This is a genomic window from Salmonella sp. 2020_1395 (assembly GCF_043848115.1).
Lineage (GTDB): Bacteria > Pseudomonadota > Gammaproteobacteria > Enterobacterales > Enterobacteriaceae > Salmonella > Salmonella enterica.
In genome coordinates this window covers 16,896-37,059 of the sequence record NZ_JBCMFH010000022.1, presented here as the reverse complement: position 1 = coordinate 37,059, position 20,164 = coordinate 16,896, and the positions used below count along the sequence as shown (strand labels likewise).

Annotated in this window: 14 protein-coding genes; 7 read left to right on the top strand and 7 right to left on the bottom strand. The window is 50.4% G+C overall.

Going from position 1 to position 20,164, the window contains the following annotated elements:
• Positions 1-178 precede the first annotated feature (178 nt).
• The gene (gene glpT, locus ACH0WD_RS22745) at positions 179-1,537 is read left to right on the top strand and encodes a glycerol-3-phosphate transporter (RefSeq protein WP_000948739.1); all 1,359 of its coding nucleotides are present in this window, start codon (positions 179-181) and stop codon (positions 1,535-1,537) included.
• A 4-nt stretch (positions 1,538-1,541) separates the two neighbouring features.
• A complete protein-coding gene (gene glpQ / locus ACH0WD_RS22740; protein ID WP_000858952.1) occupies positions 1,542-2,612 on the top strand; it encodes a glycerophosphodiester phosphodiesterase in 1,071 nt (356 codons plus the stop codon).
• 116 nt (positions 2,613-2,728) lie between these two features.
• Here the strand turns inward: glpQ and ACH0WD_RS22735 are convergent, their stop codons facing one another.
• Positions 2,729-3,607, bottom strand: a complete 879-nt coding sequence (locus tag ACH0WD_RS22735) for a LysR family transcriptional regulator (protein WP_000176719.1) — start codon at positions 3,605-3,607, stop codon at positions 2,729-2,731.
• A 161-nt stretch (positions 3,608-3,768) separates the two neighbouring features.
• Here ACH0WD_RS22735 and ACH0WD_RS22730 point away from each other — a divergent pair, with 161 nt between their 5' ends.
• The gene (locus ACH0WD_RS22730; protein WP_000660249.1) at positions 3,769-4,959 is read left to right on the top strand and encodes an MFS transporter; all 1,191 of its coding nucleotides are present in this window, start codon (positions 3,769-3,771) and stop codon (positions 4,957-4,959) included.
• A 1-nt stretch (position 4,960) separates the two neighbouring features.
• Here ACH0WD_RS22730 and yfaE read toward each other — a convergent pair whose 3' ends face one another.
• The 5 genes from yfaE to ACH0WD_RS22705 form a co-directional block, all read right to left on the bottom strand.
• The gene (yfaE, locus tag ACH0WD_RS22725; RefSeq protein ID WP_000533921.1) at positions 4,961-5,215 is read right to left on the bottom strand and encodes a ferredoxin-like diferric-tyrosyl radical cofactor maintenance protein YfaE; all 255 of its coding nucleotides are present in this window, start codon (positions 5,213-5,215) and stop codon (positions 4,961-4,963) included.
• Entirely contained in the window at positions 5,215-6,345 is a 1,131-nt protein-coding gene (gene nrdB / locus ACH0WD_RS22720; protein ID WP_000332026.1) for a class Ia ribonucleoside-diphosphate reductase subunit beta, read from the bottom strand. The genes yfaE and nrdB overlap by 1 nt, the downstream gene beginning before the upstream one ends.
• A 112-nt stretch (positions 6,346-6,457) precedes the next feature.
• On the bottom strand, positions 6,458-8,743 hold the full coding sequence (nrdA, locus tag ACH0WD_RS22715; protein WP_001076495.1) for a class 1a ribonucleoside-diphosphate reductase subunit alpha: 2,286 nt from the start codon (positions 8,741-8,743) through the stop codon (positions 6,458-6,460).
• A gap of 355 nt (positions 8,744-9,098) precedes the next feature.
• Positions 9,099-9,827 (bottom strand): bifunctional 2-polyprenyl-6-hydroxyphenol methylase/3-demethylubiquinol 3-O-methyltransferase UbiG, encoded by a 729-nt coding sequence (gene ubiG, locus ACH0WD_RS22710; protein ID WP_001091009.1) that lies wholly within the window; start codon positions 9,825-9,827, stop codon positions 9,099-9,101.
• Between the two features lie 82 nt (positions 9,828-9,909).
• Positions 9,910-10,794 (bottom strand): GntR family transcriptional regulator, encoded by an 885-nt coding sequence (locus ACH0WD_RS22705; RefSeq protein WP_000944714.1) that lies wholly within the window; start codon positions 10,792-10,794, stop codon positions 9,910-9,912.
• A 49-nt stretch (positions 10,795-10,843) separates the two neighbouring features.
• Here ACH0WD_RS22705 and ACH0WD_RS22700 point away from each other — a divergent pair, with 49 nt between their 5' ends.
• The 4 genes from ACH0WD_RS22700 to rcsC all read left to right on the top strand — a co-directional run bounded on the left by ACH0WD_RS22700 (position 10,844) and on the right by rcsC (position 19,396).
• On the top strand, positions 10,844-12,169 hold the full coding sequence (locus tag ACH0WD_RS22700) for an MFS transporter (protein WP_000098081.1): 1,326 nt from the start codon (positions 10,844-10,846) through the stop codon (positions 12,167-12,169).
• 14 nt (positions 12,170-12,183) lie between these two features.
• A complete protein-coding gene (locus ACH0WD_RS22695) occupies positions 12,184-13,386 on the top strand; it encodes a mandelate racemase/muconate lactonizing enzyme family protein (RefSeq protein ID WP_000705581.1) in 1,203 nt (400 codons plus the stop codon).
• A 409-nt stretch (positions 13,387-13,795) separates the two neighbouring features.
• Positions 13,796-16,432, top strand: a complete 2,637-nt coding sequence (gene gyrA, locus ACH0WD_RS22690; protein ID WP_001281271.1) for a DNA topoisomerase (ATP-hydrolyzing) subunit A — start codon at positions 13,796-13,798, stop codon at positions 16,430-16,432.
• Between the two features lie 117 nt (positions 16,433-16,549).
• A complete protein-coding gene (gene rcsC, locus ACH0WD_RS22685; RefSeq protein ID WP_000876075.1) occupies positions 16,550-19,396 on the top strand; it encodes a two-component system sensor histidine kinase RcsC in 2,847 nt (948 codons plus the stop codon).
• 101 nt (positions 19,397-19,497) lie between these two features.
• Here the strand turns inward: rcsC and rcsB are convergent, their stop codons facing one another.
• Positions 19,498-20,148 (bottom strand): response regulator transcription factor RcsB, encoded by a 651-nt coding sequence (rcsB, locus tag ACH0WD_RS22680; RefSeq protein ID WP_001061919.1) that lies wholly within the window; start codon positions 20,146-20,148, stop codon positions 19,498-19,500.
• Between the last annotated feature and the right edge of the window lie 16 nt (positions 20,149-20,164).

Below are 20,164 nucleotides of genomic sequence, written 5' to 3'. Positions count from 1 at the left end.
ACGTGATTTCGTGCGCCTTTCTGAACATTAGTCATAAATCTGTAACAATATGTGCTGTAATTCACATTAACGTGACGTATCTTTACTTAACATCGCGGCCACACTGGGAGCAGCGGGGTTGTTTGAACAAACTGCGGTGTTTACCTCTAAATAAAATACGGGCCACGGAGGCTACAATATGTTGAGTATTTTTAAACCAGCGCCGCATAAAGCGCGCTTGCCTGCGGCGGAGATTGATCCGACCTATCGCCGATTACGCTGGCAGATTTTCTTGGGGATATTCTTTGGCTATGCCGCGTATTATCTGGTGCGCAAGAACTTTGCCCTCGCGATGCCCTACCTGGTAGAACAGGGTTTTTCACGCGGCGATCTGGGCTTTGCGCTGTCCGGGATTTCCATCGCTTATGGTTTTTCGAAATTTATAATGGGTTCGGTGTCCGATCGCTCGAATCCGCGCGTTTTTCTGCCGGCAGGGTTGATTCTGGCCGCAGCAGTCATGTTGTTTATGGGCTTTGTGCCGTGGGCGACATCCAGCATCGCCGTGATGTTTGTACTGTTGTTCCTTTGCGGCTGGTTCCAGGGGATGGGGTGGCCGCCGTGCGGACGTACGATGGTTCACTGGTGGTCGCAGAAAGAGCGCGGCGGCATTGTGTCGGTCTGGAACTGTGCGCATAACGTCGGCGGCGGGATCCCGCCACTGCTGTTCCTGCTGGGGATGGCGTGGTTTAACGACTGGAAAGCGGCGCTCTATATGCCAGCCTTTGGCGCGATTGTGGTGGCGCTGTTCGCTTTCGCAATGATGCGTGATACGCCGCAATCCTGCGGTCTGCCGCCTATCGAAGAGTATAAAAACGACTATCCGGACGACTACAACGAAAAAGCGGAAGAAGAGCTGACCGCGAAGCAAATCTTCATGCAGTACGTATTGCCAAACAAACTGTTGTGGTACATCGCTATCGCCAACGTGTTTGTTTATCTGCTGCGCTACGGCATCCTCGACTGGTCGCCGACCTACCTGAAAGAAGTGAAGCATTTCGCACTGGATAAATCCTCCTGGGCCTACTTCCTGTATGAATACGCGGGTATTCCGGGCACGCTGCTGTGTGGCTGGATGTCGGATAAAGTCTTCCGCGGCAACCGTGGCGCGACCGGCGTGTTCTTTATGACCCTGGTCACTATTGCGACCATCGTTTACTGGATGAACCCGGCAGGAAACCCGAACGTTGATATGGCTTGTATGATTATCATCGGCTTCCTGATCTACGGCCCGGTAATGTTGATCGGTCTGCATGCGCTGGAACTGGCGCCGAAAAAAGCGGCGGGTACGGCGGCGGGCTTTACCGGTCTGTTTGGTTACCTGGGCGGTTCTGTCGCTGCAAGCGCCATTGTGGGTTATACCGTTGACTTCTTCGGTTGGGATGGCGGCTTTATGGTGATGATTGGCGGCAGCATTCTGGCGGTAATCCTGCTGGTGGTCGTGATGATTGGTGAAAAACGCCATCATGATGAGCTGCAGTTAAAACGCAACGGAGGCTAATAACATGAAAACCACACTGAAAAACCTTAGCGTGGCGTTAATGTTGGCAGGAATGACCATCGGAAGCGGCGCCGTGGCGGCTGAAAAAGTCGTTATCGCCCACCGTGGTGCCAGCGGTTATCTGCCGGAGCATACGCTACCGGCGAAAGCGATGGCGTATGCGCAAGGGGCAGATTATCTGGAACAGGATTTAGTGATGACAAAGGACGACCATCTGGTCGTCCTCCATGACCACTACCTTGACCGGGTGACTGACGTCGCTGATCGTTTTCCGGACCGGGCGCGTAAAGATGGGCGCTATTACGCTATCGATTTTACGCTGGATGAAATTAAATCCCTGAAGTTTACCGAAGGGTTTGATATTGAAAACGGCAAAAAAGTACAAACTTATCCGGGCCGTTTCCCGATGGGAAAATCTGATTTCCGCATTCATACCTTTGAAGAGGAAATTGAATTCGTTCAGGGATTAAATCACTCTACCGGTAAAAATATCGGTATTTATCCGGAAATTAAAGCGCCGTGGTTCCATCATCAGGAAGGGAAAGATATTGCCGCGAAAACGCTGGAAGTGCTGAAGAAGTATGGTTACACCGGCAAGCAGGACAATGTCTATTTGCAGTGTTTTGATGTCGCTGAGCTGAAACGTATTAAGAATGAACTGGAACCCAAAATGGGGATGGATCTCAATCTGGTTCAACTTATTGCGTATACCGACTGGAATGAAACACAGCAGAAACAGCCGGACGGTCGTTGGGTAAATTACAACTACGACTGGATGTTTAAGCCGGGCGCTATGAAGCAGGTGGCGGAATATGCGGACGGTATTGGTCCGGATTACCATATGCTGGTCGCGGAAGGCTCAACGAAAGGGAATATCAAGCTGACTGGAATGGTGCAAGACGCGCATCAGAATAAGATGGTAGTGCATCCTTACACTGTGCGTGCCGATCAATTGCCGGACTATGCCACAGACGTCAATCAGTTGTACGACATCCTGTATAACAAGGCGGGCGTCGACGGGCTGTTCACTGACTTCCCGGATAAGGCGGTCATGTTCCTGCAAAAAAATGACTAAAGGTTTGCCATAGTCGAAGTGACGCGCCGGATGAGGGCATAAACGCCTCATCCGGCCTGGCGCAACGTTTGCCAGCGTAAGTCTGGTAAACGCAATGCCATCAGGCAGGGGTTGTTTTATAGCAACCCCTCATCGGTCAGTGTTTCCATACATTTTTGTAATAAAAATAGCGGACTTCCTTCTACCGGCGGTTCTTTTGCTAACAGGGAAATTTGTCGATAAAAGGTGGGTTCCAGCGCCACGGAGCATAATTTTCCTGTCGTGGCTTTTAAGGTTAATTCTGGCAATAAGGCGATACCTAATCCCTGGCGAATAAAATTCAGCGCAGTATCGGGATGGTTAAATTCATATTTAAATATCGGCTCAATACCCTTTTCTTTAAACAACGCCATAATGCTTAATTCATAACGACCTTTACTGACAATAAGGGGTTCGTCCATCAGTTCTTCGACCGTTACTGTACTATTGGCCGCCAGGGGATGATTTTCAGGCACCACTACGGTGAATTTATCCCGGTAAATGGGGACGCAATACATACCGTTGACCGGAAAAGGAACGAAACCGGCATCAATACTTCCATCCTGCAGCGAATCAATAATAGCCGTACTGTTCTCTTCATAGGGGATAATTTTTACATTTGGATGATGGCTTTCAAAATAGCGAATGACGCCGGGTAAAATGCAGGCGCAGGCGCTGGGAAAACAGCCAATCCGTAGCGTACGGGCCGGGTTCTTTTTTTCTTGTTCGGCAATCTCTTTTACCGCGTTGACGTCGCGCTGGATCGCGCGTAAGTGCCTGACGATGCGGCTACCGGCGGCGGTAAGCTCAATCTCTTTACGACGCTCACGAATCAATATATCAACGCCGAGCTCCTCCTCAAGCGCGGAGATGGCCTGGCTGACGGCGGATTGCGTCATGTATAGCCGTTTGCTGGCTTCGGTAAATCCGCCGTACTCCAGTACGGCAAGCAGGGCATGGATTTGGGTTAGCGTCATTAGTAAAACCTAATTAATATAATTAAAACGATTAATTTTTCTAATAGAGTGCACTTGTTTATACTGCGATTCTATCGAATACATCACATTTTGACGCACCTGATAGGTGTTCAGTTGAGCTGAGCGTTGCCTGCGTGCGCCATCTGAGCGGGTCGTTAAGAATGAAAGAAAAATTATGGACGAAGGATTTTTGGGCAATCACCATAGTCAGTTTTATTATCTTTTTTGTTTTTTATGTACTGCTAACTTTATTACCCATTTATATCGCTGACCGCCTGCATGCTTCTGCAGATAAGGCCGGGCTGTTAGTGACATGTTTCCTGGCCGCGGCAATTGTTATTCGGCCGTTTGCCGGGCAGTGGGTGGGAAAATATTCGAATAAAAAGATTCTGGTGCTCTCTTCTCTGGCTTTTTTGGTGATTACTGCGCTGTATCCGGTTTGCCATTCTATCGAGTCGCTGCTCTTTATCCGCGTACTTCATGGGATTACGTTTGGTGTTATTACCACGGTAAAAGGAACTATTTCAGCGCGGTTAATTCCGGCCTCCCGACGTGGAGAGGGCATCAGCTTTTTCTCTTTAGCGATGGGCCTGGCGATGGTCGTAGGACCGTGGATCGGTTTGAATATGGCCCGCTGGAACGCGTTCACTGCCGCATTCTGGCTTTGTTCCGCTGTAGCGGCGTTAGGGATTGTGCTTTCCCTGATTGTGACGGTCCCTCCGGTAATTCGTCATGCCGATGGTTCGAAACCGAATCTGGGTTTTTCCGCGATGTTTGACCGCGCCGCCTTGCCTTTTGCGCTGGTCACCTTTTTTATGACTTTCTCCTATGCCGGCGTGTCGGCTTTCCTGGCGCTGTATGCGCGTGAGCTGGATTTAATGGCGGCGGCCAGTAATTTCCTGCTGTGCTACGCGATTTTCCTGATGATATGCCGTACCTTCACCGGGAATATTTGTGATAAAAAAGGGCCGAAATATGTTGTTTTCCCATGCCTGTTGGCTTTTACCATCGGTCTGGTGGCGCTGGGCTACACCAATGGCAGCATCATGATGATTATTTCCGGCGGTCTCATCGGTATCGGCTACGGTTCGGTCACACCGGTTTTCCAGACGCAAATTATCAGCTCGGTTGAACCGCATAAAATCGGCGTGGCGAATTCACTGTTCTTTAACGCGATGGATGCCGGAATGGCGATTGGCGCCTTTATCATGGGAATGATGGTTGAGTCGGTTGGCTATCGTATGATTTATGTCGCTGGCGCGGTGCTGGTGGTACTCGCTGGCGCACTGTATGCCGTGCAGATGAAAAAACGTGGCGTGATGCCTTTGGTTTCCACCAGCGAGTTGCACTGAGTTACATCTCGATTTCGATATCGCCTTTTGCCCTGCAGCAGCAGGGCAAAATCTCTCCCGGCTGGATAAACGCTAAAGGTTCCGTAATCCAGTCAACCTGACCGGCAACCAGCCGGGTACGACAGGAGCCGCAATAACCTTCGCGGCACTGATACTCCACCTCAACGTTATGCGATTCCAGCGCGGCCAGCAGAGAAGGGTGTTCATCCTGGCACAGCAGCTGTGTGCCAGTGATACGCAGCGTGACGCGTCCCATCAGAGCTGGAAATTACTCAGATCGTCGGTATCGACTTCCGAATCGATTTGTCCGACCAGATAAGAACTAACTTCCACTTCCTGTGGCGCAACCTGAACGTTATCGGACACCAGCCAGGTATTGATCCACGGGATTGGGTTGGAGCGGGTCTGGAACGGCAGATCCAGCCCTACCGCCTGCATACGAATATTAGTAATATATTCAACGTATTGACACAGGATATCTTTATTCAGGCCGATCATCGAACCGTCGCGGAACAGATAGTCCGCCCACTCTTTTTCCTGCTGCGCCGCCTGCACGAACAGGTCATAACATTCCTGTTTACACTCTTCGGCGATTTCCGCCATCTCCGGGTCGTCCACGCCGCTACGCAACAGGTTCAGCATATGTTGCGTGCCGGTCAGATGCAGAGCTTCGTCACGGGCGATCAGACGGATAATTTTGGCGTTGCCTTCCATCAGTTCACGCTCGGCAAATGCGAAAGAGCAGGCGAAGCTGACGTAGAAGCGGATGGCTTCCAGCGCGTTCACGCTCATCAGGCACAGATACAGTTTTTTCTTCAGCTCACGCAGATTCACGACAACCGTTTTGCCATTAACGGTATGGGTGCCTTCACCGAGCAGATGCCAGTAGCTGGTCATCTCAATAAGTTCGTCGTAGTAGGCGGAGATCCCTTCGGCGCGCTTCTGAATTTGCTCATTGGTCACGATATCGTCAAAAACGACCGCCGGATCGTTGACGATGTTACGAATAATGTGGGTGTAGGAGCGTGAGTGAATCGTCTCAGAAAACGCCCAGGTCTCTACCCACGTCTCCAGCTCCGGGATGGAAATGAGCGGCAGCAGGGCGACGTTCGGGCTACGTCCCTGAATGGAATCCAGCAGCGTCTGGTATTTGAGGTTGCTGATGAAGATATGTTTTTCGTGCTCCGGCAACGCCTGATAATCGATACGATCGCGGGAGACGTCGACCTCTTCCGGACGCCAGAAGAAAGAGAGCTGTTTTTCGATCAGTTTTTCGAAGATGTCATATTTCTGCTGGTCATAGCGTGCAACGTTGACCGGCTGGCCAAAGAACATGGGTTCCTTGAGCTGATCGTTTTTCGTCTGTGAAAAAGTGGTGTATGCCATTGAAGTGAATCCTTTATGGGATGAGCGCCGGATGGCGGCGCAAGCGCCTTATCCGGCCTACAAACCGTACAATCGTAGGCCGGGTAAGCATAGCGCTACCCGGCACTATTCATCAGATCTTACAAGCGCCGCTTTCGCAGCCATCGTCCTGAATAGAAGGCGCCAAATCGTCCTGCGCATCTTCCGCGCCGTCGCGGGTATTTTGATAGTACAGAGTTTTCACGCCAAACTTATACGCGGTGAGCAAATCTTTCAGCAGTTGCTGCATCGGCACTTTTCCTGACGGGAAACGTGACGGATCGTAGTTGGTATTGGCGGAAATCGACTGATCGATAAACTTCTGCATGATACCCACCAGTTGCAGATAACCGTCGTTGTTCGGCATCTCCCACAACAGTTCGTAAGCGTCTTTCAGATGCTCATAATCCGGCACGACCTGACGCAAAATACCGTCTTTCGAGGCCTTGATGCTGACGTAGCCGCGCGGCGGCTCAATGCCGTTGGTGGCGTTGGAGATCTGGGACGACGTTTCCGACGGCATTAGCGCCGATAGCGTGGAGTTACGCAGACCGTGGGTTTTGATCGACTCACGCAGCTGTTGCCAGTCGTAGTGCAGCGGTTCGTTGACGATCGCATCCAGATCTTTTTTGTAGGTGTCGATCGGCAAAATGCCTTTTGCATAGGTGGTTTCGTTGAACCATGGGCAGGCGCCTTGCTCTTTCGCCAGTTCGTTGGACGCTTTAAGCAGATAGTACTGAATGGCTTCGAAGGTTTTATGCGTCAGATTATTGGCGCTGCCGTCGGAATAACGCTTACCGTTTTTCGCCAGCCAGTAGGCGAAGTTAATCACGCCAATGCCCAGCGTACGACGGCCCATTGCGCCGCGTTTGGCAGCCGGAATCGGGTAATCCTGATAATCGAGCAGAGCATCCAAAGCGCGTACTGCCAGAATAGCCAGTTCTTCCAGCTCGTCCAGAGTTTTAATGGCGCCCAGGTTGAATGCAGACAGCGTACACAACGCAATTTCGCCGTTTTCATCGTTGACATCGTTCAGCGGTTTGGTCGGCAGGGCAATCTCCAGACACAGGTTAGACTGGCGTACCGGGGCGACAACCGGATCGAACGGACTGTGAGTATTGCAGTGGTCAACGTTCTGGATATAGATACGACCGGTAGAGGCGCGTTCCTGCATCATCAGCGAGAACAGTTCGACCGCTTTCACACGCTGTTTGCGGATGCTGTCGTCGTTTTCATATTTCACGTACAGGCGTTCGAATTCGTCCTGGTCGGCGAAGAACGCATCGTATAGCCCGGGTACATCGGACGGACTGAACAGCGTAATGTCGCCGCCCTTCAGCAGGCGGGTATACATCAGTTTGTTGATCTGTACGCCGTAGTCCATGTGACGTACGCGGTTGCCTTCCACGCCGCGGTTGTTTTTCAGTACCAGCAGGCTTTCCACTTCCAGGTGCCACATCGGATAGAACAGTGTCGCCGCGCCGCCGCGCACGCCGCCCTGCGAACAGGATTTCACCGCCGTCTGGAAGTGCTTGTAGAACGGAATACAGCCGGTGTGGAAGGCCTCGCCGCCGCGAATCGGGCTGCCCAGCGCACGAATGCGTCCCGCGTTGATGCCGATACCGGCGCGCTGAGAAACGTATTTCACAATCGCGCTGGAGGTGGCGTTGATGGAATCCAGACTGTCGCCACACTCGATCAGTACGCAGGAGCTGAACTGACGGGTCGGGGTACGCACGCCGGACATGATGGGCGTCGGCAGCGAGATTTTGAACGTAGAGACCGCATCGTAAAAACGTTTTACATAGTCAAGACGCGTTTCACGCGGGTAGTTCGAGAACAGGCAGGCCGCTACCAGAATGTAGAGGAACTGCGCGCTTTCATAGATTTCACCGGTCACGCGGTTTTGCACCAGATATTTCCCTTCCAGCTGCTTAACGGCAGCGTAGGAGAAGGTCATATCGCGATCGTGAACGATAAACGAATCCATCTGCTTGAACTCTTCTTCCGTGTAGTCTTCCAGCAGATGATTGTCGTATTTGCCAAGCTCAACCATTTTTACCACATGGTGGTAAAGTGCGGGCGGCTCAAACTGGCCGAAGGCTTTCTTACGCAGGTGGAAAATCGCCAGACGCGCAGCCAGGTATTGATAATCCGGCGCATCGCGAGAGATCAGGTCTGCGGCAGCCTTAATGATAGTTTCATGGATATCGGAGGTCTTAATCCCATCATAAAACTGAATATGCGAGCGTAGCTCGACCTGAGAAACCGATACGTTATTCAGTCCTTCTGCCGCCCAATCAAGCACGCGATGAATTTTGTCGAGATTGATGCGCTCAGTACGGCCGTCACGCTTTGTCACCAGCAGACTCTGATTCATGTGGTTTTCTACCTGTTTACCTGTCCGTGAAAGAAAAATATCCCCCCGCTTATCCACAACGCCACGTTGTGACTAACTCTGTGGATAAATACTATATATAGGGGGTAATCGATAAGTGAAACGCTATATGGTGAGTATTCTAGTAGGGATTCTTTTGAGTACAAGAGTTGATTTTGGCGTTAAATTGCGGTTGTAAAAGAGTAAGAATCGCTAAATGCGCGTCTGATAAGGCTTGGAGAGGATGTCAACAATTCATAAAAAAAAATCAAAATTTGATCGAATGCTGATTTCTTCATCGAAGGGAAAGGTTGCGCCCGATGATCTAACGCAACCCTTATAGGAAAATTCTTTGATGTCAGGCTTTTTTAGCGCGGGTATGCAACATGTAGTTAACGTCTACTCCGGGACCGAGTTTGAAAGTATTGGTTATCGGGTTGTAGTGCAGCCCGGTGATATGTTGCTCTTTCAGGACGGTTTCATCTACCCAGCTTAACAGTTCAGCAGGCTTAATGAATTTCTTCACGTCGTGCGTGCCTTTTGGCACCATGCGCAGAATATACTCAGCGCCGACGACCGCCATCAGCCAGGATTTTCCATTGCGGTTCAACGTTGAGAAGAACACCTCGCCGCCGGGTTTAACCAGTTGGGCGCAGGCGTGGACGACCGATTGCGGATCGGGAACGTGCTCCAGCATTTCCATACAGGTGACGACGTCGTATTGCTGGGCGTGTTTTGCCGCATGTTCCTCAACCGTCTCCTGCACGTACTCTACCTCAATGCCGCTTTCCAGCGCATGCAGTTTGGCGACCTGCAAAGGCTCAAAGCCCATATCCAGCCCGGTAACGGTAGCGCCTTCGCGCGCCATGCTCTCCGCCAGAATGCCGCCGCCGCAGCCGACGTCGAGTACCTTTTTACCAAACAGGCCGCCTGAGCGCTCAGTAATGTAGCCAAGGCGTAGAGGGTTGATGCGGTGCAATGGCTTGAATTCGCCCTCCAGATCCCACCAGCGCGACGCGACGGCTTCGAATTTGGCGATTTCATTATGGTCAACGTTGTGAGCTACCGACGGTTTTTCAGTGTTCATGAGTACATGAGATTCCGCTATTGATCTATCGGGGCAGTATAGCAGGTGCAAAGTCGCTGCGTTATATCTACTGCCGTCTTTATTACGCTTTCAGCGCAAGAAGTTTTCTTGCGCGTTCTGTAAAACCGCTACCGATGTGGTGCGTGATAAAATTACAGACGCCCTCGACGTTGTTGTTTTTTAACATATCCAAAATAGTGGCATGTCCCCGGTTAGAGCTGGTGATATATTCAGCGGTAAAATCCAGTCTGTAGCGAATTGCCAATAAACGTGCTGAGATCAACAGGTGTGCTTGTGAAATGTATTTATTATCGGCATATTTCACAAAAACATAATGAAAATCATGATCCAGTTTGAGGTAAGCTTGCGTATCTCGCTCTGCATTAATTTTTGCTGACTTCGATAAAATATTGCTTAATTCGACTATGACATTGTTAGCATTTTTCTCCATCGCTTCACGAATTGCGCCCTGTTCAAGGATAACCCTCATTTTGATGAGATCATTGATATCCTCGTCGGTGACAGAAAAAACAAATGTCCCACTGCGGGGAATGATGTTGACCAGGTTTTCATTATAGCTCAGCCAAATAAAAGCTTCACGAATTGGTGTTTTACTTACCATCAGAATATTTGATAGTTCATTTTCACTGATCGCTTGCCCAAGATCGAAATCGCCATGGATAATCATCTCCCTTATTTTCTCTTTAATCACCTGGGTGATGGATTTGGGTATTTCAATTGATATGTGACTAAAATCACGCTTTAATCTATTTTTCATTTTCTTCTCCTCCATGGTTAAACCCGGCTCCATTGTAATTAATTTATTCAAAATTAACGGATCTAATATATCAGATATAAGAAAATTTACATACTTTATTGTTGTTATTGTATATTTCATTAAGTTTGCTTGCTGATATATCAGATATGACACATTAGCTTTTGAATTGTATTGTTTTTTACGTAACATCGATTCCGGTCAATACCCTTATTCATTGAATCATAAAAGGTGATGCAAAATGAGTAGTCCACAAGAAAATTTATACGATGCAATTCGTATTGTAAAAAGGAAAATCATTCCTTTGGCCTTTATTCTTTACTTTTTTAACTATATGGATCGTGTCAATATTGGGTTTGCTGCATTACGCATGAATGAATCTCTCGGTATTACGCCTGAGGATTTCGCTAATATTTCTTCTATATTCTTCATATCATATTTAATCTTTCAAATTCCGAGTAGCATTGGCTTGCAAAAGCTTGGCGCAAGAAAATGGATTAGTTCCATTATTATCGGCTGGGGAGCGGTAACAGGGCTGATTTTTTTTGCTAAAGATACTCAACATATTTTGCTGGCTCGCATTTTTTTGGGGGTATTTGAAGCTGGCTTTTTCCCGGGCATGGTTTATTATCTTGCATGCTGGTTCCCGGCTCGTGAACGCGGAAAAGTCAATAGTTTCTTCATGTTATCTATTGCTGTTGCATCGGTATTGGCTGCGCCGATGTCTGGTTGGATCATCGAGCATTTGAATACCCCGGATTATGAAGGCTGGCGCTGGCTTTTTGCTATTGAAGGTATCCCTACCGTATTCCTTGGCATCCTGACATTTTATTTACTGCCTGACAGTCCAGAAAAGGCTAAATGGCTTACGCCACAGCAGATATCGGCCTTAGTTAATAAATTACGCACTGACAATGAAACCGCAGCTGCATTAAATAAAAATACCAACTCATCCTTTCTTTCCGTAATCAAAAATCCAGTTTTGCTTCAGCTTTCTTTCGCCTACATGTTGATTCAGGCGGCTGCTCTGGCGGCAAACTACTGGTTGCCGGGGTTGGTGAAGGGATTTTCAGCTGATTTTACGGATACTGACGTTGGTTTAATCATGAGTATTCCGTTTATTTTCGCTATGTTCAGCATGCCCTGGTGGGGCTGGCATTCCGATAAAAAGAATGAACGAAAATGGCATGCTGCATTACCCATGTTTCTGGCAGGCTGTGGTTTTCTGATGATTGCTCTTGTCCCCTCAATGTCGCTGAGAATGCTGGGGCTAACGTTCTATGGTGTTGGGATCCTCAGCTATTACGGACCTTACTGGGCGCTGCCTTCTGCATTATTGTCGCCGTCAGGGTTGGCTGTCAGCATTGCGTTTATTAACTCATGTTCAAGTCTTGGCGGATTCCTGATTAATAAGTCACTGGGATTCGTTTCTACTCATTATGGTGCGACAGGAATATTTATTGTAGAGGCAATACTTTGCTTCGCTGCGGTAGCCGTTTTGGCGTTAATGAAAATTGATGTGAAAAAAGAAAAAAGCCAACAAACAAATGTTGTATCACGAACCTGATAAATGGAGAAATTATGAAAATTACGTCTATTGAAGTTTTTGACTGTGAATTAAAAAAAAGAGATCAAACGATGTCCTCCTATAATCCAGTACTTATCCGGGTGAATACCGACTCAGGATTAAGTGGTATTGGCGAAGTAGGACTGGCCTATGGCGCAGGCGCTAAAGCTGGCGTAGGGATCATCAGAGATCTGGCGCCATTGATTGTGGGTGAAGATCCACTAAATATCGAAAAAATTTGGGAGTTCTTTTTCAGAAAGACTTTTTGGGGGATGGGGGGCGGGAACGTTTTTTATGCCGGAATGAGCGCTATTGATATTGCTCTTTGGGATATCAAAGGTAAATATTTAGGTGTACCTGTTTATCAGCTCCTTGGCGGGAAAACTAATGAAAAATTAAGAACCTATGCTAGTCAGTTACAATTTGGTTGGGGGGATAAACGCCAGATATTAGTGACACCTGATGAATATGCTGAGGCGGCGCGTGCGGCTCTTGACGATGGATATGATGCGATTAAAGTGGATCCACTCGAAATCGATCGTAATGGCGATGACTGTGTTTTTCAGAATAAAAATCGTAACTATTCAGGATTGTTACTGGCCGATCAATTAAAAATGGGGGAAGCGCGAATTGCCGCTATGCGTGAAGCAATGGGGGATGATGCTGATATTATCGTGGAAATCCATTCTCTTCTCGGTACAAACTCAGCTATTCAATTTGCGAAGGCGATAGAAAAGTATCGTATCTTTCTTTATGAAGAACCGATTCATCCATTAAATTCTGATAATATGCAGAAAGTTTCCCGTTCAACAACGATTCCAATCGCCACTGGCGAGCGTTCCTACACAAGATGGGGATACAGGGAATTACTGGAGAAGCAGTCTATTGCCGTAGCGCAACCTGATTTGTGTCTCTGCGGCGGAATTACCGAAGGAAAGAAAATCTGTGACTATGCTAATATTTATGACACCACTGTACAGGTGCATGTTTGCGGCGGTCCTGTTTCCACGGTAGCCGCGCTGCATATGGAAACAGCAATTCCCAACTTTATTATTCATGAGCATCATACCAATGCGATGAAAGCATCTATTCGGGAACTTTGTACCCACGATTATCAGCCGGAAAATGGCTATTATGTCGCGCCGGAACAGCCCGGATTGGGTCAGGAATTAAACGATGAGGTAGTGAAAGAATACCTGGCCTATGTGATTAAATAGCATCTGGTGATACTGATTATGGTTTATGCCTCCCGGCATATCCCCTAAATAATTCGAGTTGCAGGATAAAATGGTTAACCGTCTTGAACAGCGCTTGCGCTAACCCCGACGGGGCGGGGCCCAGGGATGGGCCGAGTAACTTGCCGCCAACGCACATGAAACTTGAAGTATGACGGGTATACACGGGAGGTATTGATTTTCCAGCCTCTTCCTGGCCAGACCCCGATCTCCCCTGTGTCGCCTCTGAAACCGATCGCCGATAAACGCCGAGACCACGCTTATAAATGAAGAGAGCATGCGGCACCCGAATAAAGCATTGTCTGGCTGCATTCCGTTTACCAGTACGTGGGCGAATGTGTTATAATTTGCGACCTTTGAATCCGGGATACAGTAGAGGGATAGCGGTTAGATGAGCGACCTTGCGAGAGAAATTACACCGGTCAACATTGAGGAAGAGCTGAAGAGCTCCTATCTGGATTATGCGATGTCGGTCATTGTTGGCCGTGCGCTGCCGGATGTCCGAGATGGCCTGAAGCCGGTACACCGTCGCGTACTTTACGCCATGAACGTATTGGGCAATGACTGGAACAAAGCCTATAAAAAATCTGCCCGTGTCGTTGGTGACGTAATCGGTAAATACCATCCCCACGGCGATTCCGCAGTGTATGACACCATCGTTCGTATGGCGCAGCCATTCTCGCTGCGTTACATGCTGGTGGATGGTCAGGGTAACTTCGGTTCTATTGACGGCGACTCCGCGGCGGCAATGCGTTATACGGAGATCCGTCTGGCGAAAATCGCCCACGAACTGATGGCCGATCTCGAAAAAGAGACGGTGGATTTCGTGGATAACTATGACGGTACGGAAAAAATTCCGGACGTCATGCCGACCAAAATTCCGAATCTGCTGGTGAACGGTTCTTCCGGTATCGCAGTAGGTATGGCGACGAATATCCCGCCGCACAACCTGACGGAAGTGATTAACGGCTGCCTGGCGTATATCGACAACGAAGACATCAGCATTGAAGGGCTGATGGAACATATTCCGGGTCCGGACTTCCCGACCGCCGCGATCATCAACGGTCGTCGTGGTATCGAAGAAGCCTACCGTACCGGTCGTGGCAAAGTGTACATTCGCGCCCGCGCGGAAGTTGAAGCTGACGCGAAAACGGGCCGTGAAACCATCATCGTCCATGAAATTCCCTATCAGGTGAACAAAGCGCGCCTGATCGAGAAAATCGCCGAGCTGGTGAAAGATAAACGCGTGGAAGGCATCAGCGCGCTGCGTGACGAATCCGACAAAGACGGGATGCGCATCGTGATTGAAGTAAAACGCGATGCGGTGGGCGAGGTGGTGCTTAATAATCTCTACTCCCAGACCCAGCTACAGGTTTCCTTCGGTATTAACATGGTGGCGCTGCATCACGGCCAGCCGAAGATCATGAACCTGAAAGATATCATTTCAGCGTTCGTGCGCCACCGCCGTGAAGTGGTGACGCGTCGGACTATTTTTGAACTGCGTAAAGCCCGTGACCGCGCGCATATCCTTGAAGCTCTGGCGATTGCGCTGGCCAACATCGACCCGATTATCGAACTGATTCGCCGCGCGCCAACGCCGGCAGAAGCAAAAGCGGCGCTGATTTCGCGTCCGTGGGATCTGGGCAACGTTGCTGCGATGCTGGAGCGCGCCGGTGATGACGCCGCGCGCCCGGAATGGCTGGAGCCAGAATTTGGCGTGCGTGACGGTCAGTACTACCTGACTGAGCAGCAGGCGCAGGCGATTCTGGATCTGCGTTTGCAGAAACTGACCGGCCTGGAGCATGAAAAACTGCTCGACGAATACAAAGAGTTGCTGGAGCAGATTGCTGAACTGCTGCACATTCTGGGCAGCGCCGATCGCCTGATGGAAGTGATCCGTGAAGAGATGGAGTTAATTCGCGATCAGTTCGGCGATGAGCGTCGTACCGAAATCACCGCCAACAGCGCCGATATTAATATCGAAGATCTGATTAGCCAGGAAGATGTTGTCGTGACGCTGTCTCACCAGGGTTACGTCAAGTATCAACCGCTGACGGATTACGAAGCGCAACGTCGTGGTGGGAAAGGTAAATCTGCCGCGCGTATTAAAGAAGAAGACTTTATCGACCGCCTGCTGGTGGCCAACACCCATGACACCATCCTCTGCTTCTCCAGCCGGGGCCGTCTGTACTGGATGAAGGTCTATCAGTTGCCGGAAGCCAGTCGTGGCGCGCGCGGTCGTCCGATCGTCAATCTACTGCCGCTGGAAGCCAACGAACGTATCACCGCGATTCTGCCGGTTCGTGAGTACGAAGAAGGCGTCAACGTCTTTATGGCGACCGCCAGCGGTACCGTGAAGAAAACGGCGCTGACCGAATTCAGCCGTCCGCGTTCCGCCGGTATTATCGCGGTAAACCTCAACGACGGCGACGAGCTGATTGGCGTTGACCTGACTTCTGGTTCTGACGAAGTCATGCTGTTCTCGGCCGCGGGTAAAGTGGTGCGCTTCAAAGAAGACGCCGTCCGTGCGATGGGGCGTACCGCGACCGGTGTGCGCGGTATTAAGCTGGCGGGAGACGATAAAGTCGTCTCTCTGATCATCCCACGCGGCGAAGGCGCTATTCTGACCGTAACGCAAAACGGCTACGGGAAGCGTACCGCAGCGGACGAGTACCCGACCAAGTCTCGTGCGACGCAGGGCGTTATCTCTATCAAAGTGACCGAGCGCAACGGTTCCGTTGTCGGTGCGGTACAGGTAGACGATTGCGACCAGATCATGATGATCACGGATGCCGGTACTCTGGTGCGTACCCGTGTGTCCGAGATCAGCGTAGTGGGACGTAATACCCAGGGCGTTATCCTTATCCGCACGGCGGAAGATGAAAACGTGGTGGGTCTGCAACGCGTTGCTGAACCGGTAGATGACGAAGAACTCGACGCTATCGACGGCAGCGTGGCGGAAGGGGATGAGGATATCGCCCCGGAAGCGGAAAGCGATGACGACGTTGCGGATGACGCTGACGAGTAATGTTATTGCTGTGCGAGGGCCGGATATCCGGCCCTTTTTCTTTGCCGTTGCGGGCTACGTCATTTACCGCTACCTTAGTCACACTCTATTTACATCCTGAGGCGGAGCTTCGCCCCTTTGAAATACCTTGCTTCCTTTCGAACTACGCTGAAAGTCTCGCGCTACTTATTCAGAGCGTTAGCGTTACTCATTTGGCTCTTAATCGCCTTTGTTTCGGTGTTTTACATCGTCAATGCCCTGCACCAGCGGGAATCTGAAATTCGTCAGGAGTTCAACCTTAGCTCCGATCAGGCGCAGCGTTTTATCCAGCGCACGTCGGATGTGATGAAAGAGCTCAAATATATCGCCGAGAACCGTTTAACGGCGGAAAACGGCGTCATGTCGTCGCGTGCGCGTGATGACAAAATGGTGGTGCCGGACTTTGAACCGCTATTTGCCGACTCAGACTGTGCGGCGATGGGCTCCGCCTGGCGTGGATCGCTGGAGTCGCTGGCCTGGTTTATGCGTTACTGGCGCGACAACTTTTCAGCGGCGTATGATCTTAACCGCGTTTTCCTGATTGGCAGCGATAACCTCTGTATGGCGAATTTCGGCCTGCGTGAAATGCCCGTGGAGCGCGATGATGCGTTAAAAGCGTTACATGAGCGGATTATGAAATACCGCAACGCGCCGCAGGAAGAAAGTGGGAATAACCTTTTCTGGATAAGCCAGGGCGCGCGTCAGGGCGTGGGCTACTTTTATGCGCTGACGCCGGTGTATCTGGCCAACCGTCTGCAGGCGCTGCTGGGCGTCGAGCAGTCCATCCGCATGGAAAATTTTTTCACGCCCGGCAGTTTGCCGATGGGCGTCACTATTATTGATGAGAACGGCCATTCGCTGATTTCGTTGACCGGTCCTGACGGCATTATTAAAGCGGAGCCGCGCTGGATGCAGGAGCGTTCCTGGTTTGGTTATACGCCAGGTTTTCGCGAACTGGTACTCAAAAAAAGCCTGCCGCCATCCTCGCTCAGTATTGTCTATTCTGTGCCTGTAGATTTAGTCCTGGAGCGTATTCGTATTCTTATCCTGAACGCTATCCTGCTGAACGTGCTGGTGGGCGCAGGGCTGTTTACGCTTGCGCGGATGTATGAGCGGCGAATTTTCATTCCGGCGGAGAGCGATGCTCAGCGCCTGGAAGAACATGAACAGTTCAACCGTAAAATCGTCGCCTCCGCGCCGGTGGGGATCTGTATTCTGCGCACTATCGATGGTGTCAATATTCTGAGTAACGAACTGGCGCACACCTACCTGAACATGCTCACGCATGAAGACAGACAGCGCCTGACGCAAATTATTTGCGGCCAGCAGGTTAACTTCGTTGATGTATTGACCAGCAATAATACCAATTTGCAAATTAGCTTCGTCCATTCCCGCTATCGCAATGAAAACGTCGCGATTTGCGTGTTGGTAGATGTGAGTACGCGCGTCAAAATGGAAGAGTCGCTGCAGGAGATGGCGCAGGCGGCGGAGCAGGCAAGCCAGTCTAAATCCATGTTCCTTGCGACGGTCAGCCATGAATTGCGCACACCGCTGTACGGTATCATCGGCAATCTCGATCTGCTGCAAACCAAAGAGTTGCCAAAAGGCGTGGATCGGCTGGTCACGGCGATGAATAACTCCTCCAGCCTGTTGCTGAAAATTATCAGCGACATTCTCGACTTCTCGAAAATTGAGTCGGAACAGCTAAAGATTGAGCCGCGCGAATTTTCACCGCGAGAGGTGATGAACCATATCACCGCCAATTATCTGCCGCTGGTGGTGCGTAAGCAGCTCGGCCTGTATTGTTTTATTGAGCCTGACGTGCCGGTATCGCTGAACGGCGACCCGATGCGTTTACAGCAGGTCATTTCAAACCTGTTGAGCAACGCCATTAAGTTTACCGATATTGGCTGCATCGTGCTGCATGTGCGCTGTGATGGGGATTATCTCAGCATTCGCGTGCGGGATACCGGCGTTGGTATTCCGGCAAAAGAGGTGGTTCGCCTGTTCGATCCCTTCTTCCAGGTGGGAACCGGCGTACAGCGTAACTTTCAGGGGACCGGTCTGGGGCTGGCGATTTGCGAAAAATTGATCAGCATGATGGACGGCGATATTTCCGTCGATTCGGAGCCGGGCATGGGAAGCCAGTTTACGCTGCGCATCCCGCTTTATGGCGCGCAATACCCTGTGAAAAAGAGCGTGGAAGGACTCGCCGGAACCTGCTGTTGGCTGGCGGTGCGCAATACTTCTTTGTGCCAGTTTATTGAGACCAGTCTGGCGCGTAGCGGCGTTCATACGCAGCGTTATGAAGGGCAAGAACCCGCCGCAGACGATATTTTGATTGTCGATGACGCGCTGGAGCATACCTGGCAGGGGAGGGCGGCGGTCGTCTTTTGCCGCCGTCATATCGGGATTCCATTGGAAAGAGCGCCTGGCGAGTGGGTGCATAGTGTGGCGTCGGTGCATGAGTTGCCCGCACTGTTGGCGCGTATTTATAGTATTGAGCTGGATAGTGAAGCGCTTTCCAGCGCATTGCCGACGACGGATAAAACCGCAGATTCAAATGACGATATGATGATTCTGGTCGTTGACGATCATCCTATCAATCGCCGCTTGCTGGCCGATCAATTGGGATCGCTGGGGTATCAGTGTAAGACAGCCAATGATGGCGTGGACGCTCTGAATGTGCTGAGTAAAAATGCTATCGATATTGTTCTGAGCGATGTGAACATGCCGAACATGGACGGCTATCGCCTGACGCAGCGTATCCGTCAGCTTGGGCTGACGCTGCCGGTCGTCGGCGTGACGGCGAACGCGCTGGCGGAAGAGAAACAACGTTGCCTGGAGTCCGGTATGGACAGCTGTTTGTCGAAGCCTGTGACGCTGGATGTGTTGAAACAGACGCTGGCGGTGTATGCCGAGCGGGTACGTAAAACGCGGGCATAAAAAATGCCGGATGGCGGCGTCGCCTGTCCGGCCTGCAAAAGATGAGTCGACTGGTAGGCCTGATAAGCGTAGCGCCATCAGGCTGGGTAACGTAAAGCGATTTATTCTTTGTCTGTCGGACTCAGGGTGACGGAAGAGAGATAGTTGAGCAGCGCGATATCATTCTCTACGCCCAGTTTCATCATCGCCGATTTCTTCTGGCTGCTGATGGTCTTAATGCTGCGGTTGAGCTTCTTGGCGATTTCGGTGACCAGGAAACCCTCGGCGAACAGGCGTAATACTTCGCTCTCTTTTGGCGACAGGCGCTTATCGCCGTAACCGCCTGCGCTGATTTTCTCCAGCAGACGAGAAACGCTTTCTGGGGTGAATTTTTTGCCTTTTTGCAGCGCGGCCAGCGCCTTAGGCAGATCGGTTGGCGCACCCTGCTTGAGTACGATCCCTTCAATATCAAGATCCAACACGGCGCTCAGGATCGCCGGATTGTTGTTCATGGTCAGAACGATAATAGACAGGCTCGGAAAATGACGCTTGATGTACTTGATCAAGGTGATCCCATCGCCGTATTTATCTCCCGGCATGGAGAGGTCAGTGATCAACACATGCGCATCTAATTTCGGCAGGTTGTTGATCAATGCTGTGGAATCTTCAAATTCGCCGACAACATTCACCCACTCGATTTGTTCAAGTGATTTGCGAATACCGAACAGTACAATCGGGTGGTCATCGGCAATAATTACGTTCATATTGTTCATGTATTGGGCTACCTTG

Bases quoted from the DNA above. Each gene is read 5' to 3' on its own strand.
- glpT (WP_000948739.1), top strand. From the start codon at position 179: ATGTTGAGTATTTTTAAACCAGCGCCGCATAAAGCGCGCTTGCCTGCG.
- glpQ (WP_000858952.1), top strand. From the start codon at position 1,542: ATGAAAACCACACTGAAAAACCTTAGCGTGGCGTTAATGTTGGCAGGA.
- ACH0WD_RS22735 (WP_000176719.1), bottom strand. From the start codon at position 3,607: ATGACGCTAACCCAAATCCATGCCCTGCTTGCCGTACTGGAGTACGGC.
- ACH0WD_RS22730 (WP_000660249.1), top strand. From the start codon at position 3,769: ATGAAAGAAAAATTATGGACGAAGGATTTTTGGGCAATCACCATAGTC.
- yfaE (WP_000533921.1), bottom strand. From the start codon at position 5,215: ATGGGACGCGTCACGCTGCGTATCACTGGCACACAGCTGCTGTGCCAG.
- nrdB (WP_000332026.1), bottom strand. From the start codon at position 6,345: ATGGCATACACCACTTTTTCACAGACGAAAAACGATCAGCTCAAGGAA.
- nrdA (WP_001076495.1), bottom strand. From the start codon at position 8,743: ATGAATCAGAGTCTGCTGGTGACAAAGCGTGACGGCCGTACTGAGCGC.
- ubiG (WP_001091009.1), bottom strand. From the start codon at position 9,827: ATGAACACTGAAAAACCGTCGGTAGCTCACAACGTTGACCATAATGAA.
- ACH0WD_RS22705 (WP_000944714.1), bottom strand. From the start codon at position 10,794: ATGTTACGTAAAAAACAATACAATTCAAAAGCTAATGTGTCATATCTG.
- ACH0WD_RS22700 (WP_000098081.1), top strand. From the start codon at position 10,844: ATGAGTAGTCCACAAGAAAATTTATACGATGCAATTCGTATTGTAAAA.
- ACH0WD_RS22695 (WP_000705581.1), top strand. From the start codon at position 12,184: ATGAAAATTACGTCTATTGAAGTTTTTGACTGTGAATTAAAAAAAAGA.
- gyrA (WP_001281271.1), top strand. From the start codon at position 13,796: ATGAGCGACCTTGCGAGAGAAATTACACCGGTCAACATTGAGGAAGAG.
- rcsB (WP_001061919.1), bottom strand. From the start codon at position 20,148: ATGAACAATATGAACGTAATTATTGCCGATGACCACCCGATTGTACTG.